General features: G+C 72.4%; 9 protein-coding genes. 3 read left to right on the plus strand and 6 right to left on the minus strand.

What is annotated here, in order from left to right; translation table 11 throughout:
* Positions 1-37 precede the first annotated feature (37 nt).
* Positions 38-238, plus strand: coding sequence for a hypothetical protein (locus tag KDM41_05730; protein MCB1182913.1), 201 nt, complete (start codon positions 38-40; stop codon positions 236-238).
* Positions 228-1,628 (plus strand): SAM-dependent methyltransferase, encoded by a 1,401-nt coding sequence (locus tag KDM41_05735; GenBank protein ID MCB1182914.1) that lies wholly within the window; start codon positions 228-230, stop codon positions 1,626-1,628. Before KDM41_05730 ends, KDM41_05735 begins: the two co-directional genes overlap by 11 nt.
* Positions 1,629-1,643: 15 nt before the next feature.
* On the opposite strand, the gene trpB is transcribed toward KDM41_05735, so the two are convergent.
* From trpB to KDM41_05750, 3 genes are all read right to left on the minus strand, one after another.
* Positions 1,644-2,894 carry a tryptophan synthase subunit beta gene (gene trpB, locus KDM41_05740; GenBank protein MCB1182915.1) on the minus strand — a complete coding sequence of 417 codons (1,251 nt, stop codon included), beginning with the start codon at positions 2,892-2,894 and terminating at the stop codon, positions 1,644-1,646.
* 442 nt (positions 2,895-3,336) lie between these two features.
* On the minus strand, positions 3,337-3,963 hold the full coding sequence (locus KDM41_05745; GenBank protein MCB1182916.1) for a hypothetical protein: 627 nt from the start codon (positions 3,961-3,963) through the stop codon (positions 3,337-3,339).
* Between the two features lie 94 nt (positions 3,964-4,057).
* Positions 4,058-4,774 (minus strand): class I SAM-dependent methyltransferase, encoded by a 717-nt coding sequence (locus KDM41_05750; protein MCB1182917.1) that lies wholly within the window; start codon positions 4,772-4,774, stop codon positions 4,058-4,060.
* Positions 4,775-4,867: 93 nt separating this feature from the next.
* Between KDM41_05750 and KDM41_05755 the strand changes: the two genes are divergently transcribed.
* Complete coding sequence (locus tag KDM41_05755) at positions 4,868-5,332, plus strand: universal stress protein (GenBank protein ID MCB1182918.1); 465 nt, start codon at positions 4,868-4,870, stop codon at positions 5,330-5,332.
* A gap of 10 nt (positions 5,333-5,342) precedes the next feature.
* Here the strand turns inward: KDM41_05755 and KDM41_05760 are convergent, their stop codons facing one another.
* Genes KDM41_05760 through KDM41_05770 form a run of 3 tightly spaced genes read right to left on the minus strand, consistent with a single transcriptional unit; the run spans position 5,343 to position 7,587 of the window.
* A complete protein-coding gene (locus KDM41_05760; protein MCB1182919.1) occupies positions 5,343-5,876 on the minus strand; it encodes a DinB family protein in 534 nt (177 codons plus the stop codon).
* Positions 5,877-5,902: 26 nt separating this feature from the next.
* The gene (locus KDM41_05765) at positions 5,903-7,303 is read right to left on the minus strand and encodes a sulfatase (GenBank protein MCB1182920.1); all 1,401 of its coding nucleotides are present in this window, start codon (positions 7,301-7,303) and stop codon (positions 5,903-5,905) included.
* Positions 7,291-7,587: an NIPSNAP family protein gene (locus KDM41_05770; protein MCB1182921.1), complete on the minus strand. Its 297-nt coding sequence runs from the start codon at positions 7,585-7,587 to the stop codon at positions 7,291-7,293. The genes KDM41_05765 and KDM41_05770 overlap by 13 nt, the downstream gene beginning before the upstream one ends.
* Between the last annotated feature and the right edge of the window lie 277 nt (positions 7,588-7,864).

Consider the following 7,864-nt stretch of genomic DNA (forward strand, 5'->3'; position numbering starts at 1 on the left):
CATGCAAAGACCCCAACGGCCCGGAAGTTCCCCCGCGCTGGTCGCGACCCTCGCCGCGCTCGTGCTCCTCGCTCCCGCCGCCGCCCTGGCCTACGTCGACCCCGGCACGGGCAGCTTCGTGATCCAGGGCATCATCGCGGCCATCGTCGGCGCCGGAGTGGCGTTGAAGGTGTTCTGGCACCGCATCACCGGCCTGTTCGGCGGCAAGCGCCGGGCCGCGGACGACGATGACGACTAGCGCGCCGGACGGACCCCTCGGCGCCTCGTTCCGCGACCCCGCGGGATTCCTCTTCCGCCGCGACGGCCGCCTGTACCGCCAGGTGAATGCGTCCGCCGCCGCGGATCTCGCCCTCCTGCACGGAAGCGGCCTCTACGACGAGCTGGTCGGCGACGGGCTGCTGATTCCCCACGCCGACGCCGACGTGGCGCTGGCCCCGGCCCCGGGAGCGGTGCGGGTGATCGCACCGGAGATCGTGCCCTTCATCAGCCATCCGTACGAGTGGAGCTTCGGCCAGCTGCGCGATGCGGCGCTGCTGACCCTGCGCGTGCAGCGGCGGGCCCTCGCCCACGGCCTGAGCCTGAAGGACGCCAGCGCCTACAACGTGCAGTTCCACCGGGGGCGTCCGGTGTTCATCGACACGCTGAGCTTCACCGCCTATCCGGAGGCGCGCCCCTGGGCCGCCTACCGCCAGTTCTGCCAGCACTTCCTGGCGCCGCTGGCGCTCATGGCCTACCGCGACGTGCGGCTGGGCGCGCTGCTGCGCACCCATCTGGACGGGGTGCCGCTCGACCTCGCGACGAAGCTGCTGCCCTGGCGCACGCGGCTGCGACCGGGCCTGCTCATGCACCTGCACCTGCACGCCCGCAGCCAGGCGCGCTACGCCGACAGCCACGGCGACGCCAACAGCCGGCGGGCCCAGGCGGCGCGGGTCAGCCGGGGCAACCTCGAGGGGATCCTGGACAGCCTGCGGGGGACGGTGAAGGCCCTGCGCTGGACGCCGGGCGGCACCGAGTGGGGCGAGTACTACGACGACACGAACTACACCGAAGCGAGCCGCGAGGCCAAACGCGCCCTGGTGGGCGGGATGCTCGCCGACACGGACGCCGCCGTGGTGTGGGATCTCGGCGCCAACGACGGCACGTTCAGCCGCGTCGCCACGGGGCAGGGCCGCCTGACGGTGGCGGCGGACGTCGATCCGTCGGCGGTGGAGAAGAACTGGCGGCGCTGCCGGCGCGGGGCCGAGCCCCTGCTGCTGCCGCTGGTGATGGACCTGACGAACCCCAGTCCGGACCTGGGCTGGGCCCACGCCGAACGCGACGGCCTGCTGGCGCGTGGTCCGGCCGACGCCGTGCTGGCGCTGGCGCTGATCCACCACCTGGCCCTCAGCAACAACGTGCCCCTGGACCGCTGCGCAGCGTTCTTCGCCCGCGCCGGGCGCCACCTGATCCTGGAGTTCGTGCCCAAGGAGGACACCCAGGCCCGGCGGCTGCTCGCCACCCGCGAGGACATCTTCCCCGCCTACCACACCGAGGGTCTGGAGGCGGCCTTCGCGCCGCTGTTCGATCTCCGGCGGCGCGAGCCGGTGCCCGGCACCACGCGCACCCTCTACCACTTCGTCCGGCGCTAGTCCGCCGACCGCGAATCAGCAGAACAGCCGCGTCGGCGGTCCCGCCTCGTCGCCCAGGGCCTGGTTGCGGCGCCGGATGAGCTCGTCCATGTCCTTGTCGCCGCGCCCGGACAGGTTCACGATGATCAGCTGGTCGGGCCGCAGTTCGGCGCGGGTCTGCTCGAGCCAGGCCAGGGCGTGGGCGCTCTCGAGGGCCGGCAGGATCCCCTCGAGCTGGCAGAGGATCTCGAAGGCCTGCATGACCTCCTTGTCCGTCACCGCCGCGTACTGCACCCGGCCGAGATCCTTCAGGTAGGCGTGCTCGGGCCCGATGCCCGGGTAGTCGAGGCCGGCCGCGATGCAGTGGTTGCCGCCGGCGGCCACCGTACCCGCGGGGATGCAGTAGGTGTTCATGCCGTGGATGACCGCGGGCGCGCCGGTGGTCAGGGTCGCGGCGTGGCGGTTGGTGTCGGTGCCGCTGCCGCCGGCCTCGACGCCGACGATGCGCACCGACGCGTCGCCGAGGAAGGCGTGGAAGAGGCCGATGGCGTTGCTGCCGCCGCCGGCGCAGGCCGTGATGAGGTCGGGCAGGCGGCCGTGCTGGGCCAGCACCTGCTCGCGCGCCTCGCGCCCGATGACCGACTGGAAGTGGCGCACCATCTCGGGGTAGGGATGCGGGCCCACCACCGAGCCCAGCAGGTAGAAGGCCGTGTCGGCCTCGGCCACCCAGGCGGCGATGGCCTCGTCGACGGCGTTGCTGAGGGTCTTGTCGCCGCTGGTGGCGGGCACCACGCGGGCGCCCATCAGCTGGATGCGCGTGACGTTGGGCTTCTGGCGGCGCATGTCCTCCTCGCCCATGTAGACGTCGCACTCCAGGCCGAGGCGCGCCGCCACGGCGGCCGTGGCCACGCCGTGCTGCCCCGCCCCCGTCTCGGCGATGATCTTCTTCTTGCCCATGTGCCGCGCGAGCAGGGCCTGGCCCAGGCAGTTGTTCAGCTTGTGGGCGCCGAGGTGATTGAGGTCCTCGCGCTTGAGCAGGACCGTCGCGCCGAGGTGCGCGCTGAGGCGCTCGGCGTGGTAGAGCGGCGTGGGTCGGCCCGAGTAGGTGCGGAACTCGCGGTCCAGTTCGGCCACGAAATCCGGGTCGGCGCTGAAGCGCCGGAAGGCGGCCGTGAGCTCCTCGAGGGGCGCCACCAGGGGCTCGGGCACGAAGCGGCCGCCATAGGGGCCGAAGAAGCCGTCCTGGTCGGGCACGGCGTTCAGGGGGGGCAATTGCGCTTCGGACATGGGTCTGGCCTTTCTTCGCGTCGAGGGCGTTTCCGAAGGGATCCCGCATCCGGTCCGGGGAAACGCGGCGGCAAAAGAGCGACCGCCGGCCTGCGGGCCGGCGGTCGGGGTGTCGTCTGGTCCGGGACCCTACTGCGCACACCTCGCCGCCGGCGGGCGGCGCCACCAATTGCGGTCGGAGGAGGTGCGGAGCTGGCGGAACATGGCGGACCTTTCGTTGACCTCATTGTACTGTATGGGGCGGGCCCGGACAACCCCACAGGTCGCGGGCCCCGGAACTAGCAGGCTGTTGAAAAACTCCTCCCGGCACGCGGTACGCCTGGCCAAGCCGATCTCCGCGTTGCGATCCCTTGCCGTAGCTACGGCTACGGCGGCGGAATCGCGCCTTGATCTCGGCCCGGCCAGGCGCATCGGGTACCAGAACGAGTTTTTCAACAGCCTGCTAGGGACACTGGACGCCGAGCGCCCCGGCCAGCACGACCAGGTCCGACAGGTTCACCTGGCCGTCCCAGTCGAAGTCGCTGCGGTACGCCCCGAGGCCTTCGTAGTAGTCCCGGGCGAAGAGGGGCACGTCCGACAGGTCGACCCGCAGGTCGCCGGAGATGTCCGGGCTGTTGAAGTGGATCGGCGTCGGGATCCGCAGCTCGAGCTGGGGACAGGCGTTCAGGGTGAGCAGGGCGGGGCTCGCCTCGTCGGCCGTGCGGTGGCCGCCGCCGCGGAACGGCACCGCCACCCAGCCGTCGGCGCCGGTGACGGGGCCCGCGAGGGGGTCGGCGCAGACGGCGCCCGGGCCGCTCCCGTCGAACCAGGCCAGGTCGGCCAGGGCGACGCCCGGCACGGGCTGGAGGTCGAGATCGATGACGCGGATGCGCAGGACGGCGTCGGTGGGGATGCCGCCGGCGAGGTGGACGACGGCCGGACGGCCATCGGGCCAGACGCAGACCGAGACGGGGGCCGTGGCCCACTCGTACTCCTCGATGAGGTCGAGGCCGGGAATGCAGGCCAGGGCGGGTACGCAGGCGGCCAGCGCCAGGGCGCCGGCGCAGAAGGCGATCGCGCGGGATTTCATGTCGGGCGATCCGATCCCAGGGGTGGGTTCGGCGGGGCCGCCGATGGCCCCGTCGCCATGATCATACCACACCGCGGCGTCCGGCGGAAGCCGCTCAGGCCGGCTTGCGGAACACGAACAGGCTGCCCCCCGATTCGCGGGGATGGTAGCCGCGCTCGGCGAAGTCGGAGAAGTGCCCCAGCTTCTCGAAGCCGGCCGAGCGGTGGCCGAGCAGGTAGTCGACGCTGGCCCGCGGGTACAGGGGCGTGGCGCCGCCGAAGATCTCGCCGTCCGGCCCGAGCAGCGAGGTGTGGAAAACGAGGCGATCGAAGTCGATGTCCTCGTACCAGCGCTGGAAGACGAGGCCGTCGGCGGGGAACGCCAGATCGGGAAAGGCGTGCTCGTCGCGCTCGAGCAGCGGATCGAAGTTCACGGTCTGGAAGATCCAGACGCCGCCCGGGGCGAGCAGGCGGCGCACGTTCAGGAGGAACGTCGCCAGGCGGTCGGCGGGCAGGTGGGGCAGCACGTTGCCGATGCAGAAGACGCCGGTGTAGCCGCCGGCGGCGAGCAGGCCGATCTCCTCCATGCTCAAGATGCGGAAGTCGCCGCCGGGGTGCAGGCGCTCGGCCTCGGCGACCATGCCCGGATCGAGGTCGATGCCGACGCACGCCCGCCCGGTGGCCGCGAGGCTGCCGCAGTAGCGCCCGGTGCCGCAACCGACGTCCAGGACACGTCCGGCGGTGGGCAGCCACTTGTGCAGGAATTCGTGCACCGCCGGCCGGTAGGGGAAGATCTTCTCGTAGTGTCCGGCGAAGTCGGTGTAGAAAGCCATTTGCGGTGCCTATCCCTGTGTTATATTGGGGCCGTGCCGGTCCGGGTCGCCGCCCGTGCCGGTCGTGTCACGTTCCCGCAGGAGGTTGGTGCGATGTTTCCCTTCAAGAAGATCCTCTGTCCCACGGACTTCAGCGAGCCTTCGGAGTGCGGACTGCGCATGGCCAACGCCATGGCCGGCCGCTTCGACACCGAGGTCGTGGTGCTGAACGTGCACAAGCCCATCCCGCACCTGCCCACCCCGCGCCTGCAGGCCTCCGAAGTGGTCTTCGACGTCTCCGCCTACGAGGCCCAGGTGGCCGAGGAGTCGCGCGAGAACCTCGCCACCCTGGTCGACTCGGTCTTCGACGACGAGGTCAGGACCCGGCTCGAGGTCCGCATGGGCCGTCCGGCCGACGAGATCCTCGCCTTCGCCGAGGAAGAGAAGGTCGACGCGATCATCATCGCCACCCACGGCCGCACCGGCCTGGCCCACATCGTCTTCGGCAGCGTCGCCGAGAAGGTCGTGCGCCACGCCAAGTGCCCCGTCATGACGGTGCACAGCTGCGACAAGGCCTGAGGCCCGGCCGCTAGTCCGCCCCCTCCCCGATGACGCGCAGGTAGCGCCGCCACGGGCCGACGTCCGCCGTGTAGCGGCGCGCCTGCACGCGCGCAATCTGGCCCAGATGACCCAGATCGTGGGCCACCCACGTGGCCAGGAGCTGGCGCAGGGTCACGGTCCCGAATTCCGGATGCTCCCCCGTCCAGTCCAGGGTCTCGGCCGTGAGCGGCAGCTCGGTCAGCGTGCCCACGTTGGCCAGGCGCAGCCGCGCGAACTCGTCGAGCAGGTCGTCGAGGGTGCAGCCGCGCGACTCGTGCTCCTGGGCGAAGCGGTCGAAGGGCGCGAAGGCGCGGTCGTCGCCGCGGGCCAGGATGATGCGGGCGCGCGGGATCCAGTCCGTCCGCTCGCCGTGGATCAGGTGGCCGAGCACGTCGAAGGCGCTCCAGGTGCCGGGACCCTCGTCGGAGCGGATCCAGGGCTCGGGCAGGTCGCGCAGCCAGGCCTCGAGGACCAGCGGCGTGCGGGACAGGACGGCGGTGGCTTCGGCGAGATCGAAAGGCATGGCGGCTCCTCCGGGCGCGGGCCCGATCAGCGGACGTAACCCAGCGAGCGGAGCATTTCCAGCGCGCGGTCGTCGAGGTGGATGTCGGCGACGCCGGCCAGGCCGGCGGGCAGGTCGCGGGCGATGTGGTTCTCGAGGTCCGCACCCAGGTCGGCGGCCCAGGCCGGCGGCGACGCGGCCAGGTCGTGGTCCTCGGCCGGGTCGGCGGCCAGGTCGAAGGCGAGGCCCGCGTCCGGAAAGAGCACGTCGCGGATCAGCTTGCGGCGCCCCCGCTGCACCGCCACCTGGAACTCGCCCGGTCGGGGCGCGACGTCGGCGCCGAGGAGGCGGAAATCGCGCCACTCGGCGAAGACGGGAGTCGGGTCGTCGGCCGCGGCGGCGCGGCGCAGGCTGCGGCCGCGGGCCGTGGACAGGGGACCGACGCCGAGCAGGTCGCACAGGGTCGGCGCGAGGTCGACCGTCGAGACCGTCGCGGGGCGGCGTTCGCTGCGGCCGAGGCCGGGCCAGTGGATGAGCATGGGCACGTGCAGGACCTCGTCGCGCAGGCCGTGGTGATTCACGAGCCCGTGCTCCTGCAGATACTCGCCGTGGTCGGAGACGACGGCGACGAGGGTCTCGCCGGCCAGGCCCAGTTCGGCCAGAAGATCGACGAGCGCGCCCACGTGGCGGTCGGCCTCGAAGACCTCGGCGCGGTAGGCGGCACGCACGTCGTCGCGGGGCAGCGCGGCGACGTTCGTCTCGTCGACGATCCCCGCGAAGGCGATGCCGAGGGAGTCGCGGACGCCCGCCGCCGACACGAAGGGCAGATGCGGGTCGAAGAGGTGCACCCAGAGGAAGAAGCGGTCGTGGCGGCCGGCGTGGCGCCAGTCGCGCAGCCAGGCCGCGGCGCCGGCGACGACCTCGGCCCCGTCGGCGCCGCTGTCGTCGTGGCCGAGCTTCGGGATCAGGCTGAACCCGTCGAAGCCCCGACCGAAGCCGAAGCGCGCATCGAGCGGACCGGCCGAGACGAGCGCGCGCGTGTCGAAGCCGGCCGCGCCGAGATGCTCGGCCAGGGTCACCGAATCGTCGCCGATGGCCAGGCTGCGCGCGCGGTGCCCGTTGTAGATGATCCCGTGCCGCGACGGGTCCTGTCCGGTGAGGATCGAGGCGTGCGACGGGCCGGTGAACGGCGCCGTGGCATAGGCGTGCTCGAAGACGAGCGCCTCGGCGGCGAGGGCGTCCAGCCGCGGCGAGACGGCGTCGGGGAAGCCGTAGCAGCCGAGAAAGTCGGCGCGCAGGGTGTCGATGGTGATGAGCACCAGGTGGCGGGCGGCCGGGGCCGCGGGACGGTCGCAGCCCGACGGCGCGACCAGCGCGGCCAGGGCGAGCACCAGCGCGAGCAGCCGCCCGCGGCCGGCGCCATCCGGGGGCGCGGCTAGCCGACCCATTGGACGAAGCGCGTCTCGATGGACACGATGAGCCCGGCCGGGTCGGGCGCCAGGGCCCGCCGGGCGGGCGAGGCGTGGAAGGCGGCGTCGGCCGCGTCCCAGGCCGCACGGTCGCCGGCGAAGGCCATCAGCCAGGTGAAGCGGTCGGCCTCGGGGTCGGACCAGGCCGCCGGGACCGTGAAGCCGAGGGACTCGCGGATGGGCCGGATGTGGTCGACGAAGACCCGTTCCCAGTCGGGCCCCGCGCCGGCGACGAGGGTGTAGGTGCGCAGCTGGACGAGCAAGGAGACCTCCGGCGGGGCGGGCGGGCGGCGGACGGACGACGGACCGATTGCGCCGAGTACACCACACCCGTTGCGGCGAGGCAACCGGGTCTTGTGGCCGCGCGGTCGGAGGTGCTATGCTCCGGCATCGCGGGATGCTCGCCCAACCCCATGTCCGTAAAGAAGATAAATGATATCGGATCTCATCATCAAGCGAGCCCTGACCGCCGCATTCCTGCTCCTGACGGCCACCGGCGCCCGGGCCGGCTGGGAGTTCCCGACCCCCTTCAGCCCCGGG

The sequence above is a fragment of the bacterium genome (assembly GCA_020440705.1).
Lineage (GTDB): Bacteria > Krumholzibacteriota > Krumholzibacteriia > LZORAL124-64-63 > LZORAL124-64-63 > JAGRNP01.

Coding starts and splice junctions, on each gene's coding strand:
- KDM41_05735 (MCB1182914.1), top strand. CDS start 228: ATGACGACTAGCGCGCCGGACGGACCCCTCGGCGCCTCGTTCCGCGAC.
- KDM41_05765 (MCB1182920.1), bottom strand. CDS start 7,303: ATGGGTCGGCTAGCCGCGCCCCCGGATGGCGCCGGCCGCGGGCGGCTG.
- KDM41_05750 (MCB1182917.1), bottom strand. CDS start 4,774: ATGGCTTTCTACACCGACTTCGCCGGACACTACGAGAAGATCTTCCCC.
- KDM41_05760 (MCB1182919.1), bottom strand. CDS start 5,876: ATGCCTTTCGATCTCGCCGAAGCCACCGCCGTCCTGTCCCGCACGCCG.
- trpB (MCB1182915.1), bottom strand. CDS start 2,894: ATGTCCGAAGCGCAATTGCCCCCCCTGAACGCCGTGCCCGACCAGGAC.
- KDM41_05745 (MCB1182916.1), bottom strand. CDS start 3,963: ATGAAATCCCGCGCGATCGCCTTCTGCGCCGGCGCCCTGGCGCTGGCC.
- KDM41_05755 (MCB1182918.1), top strand. CDS start 4,868: ATGTTTCCCTTCAAGAAGATCCTCTGTCCCACGGACTTCAGCGAGCCT.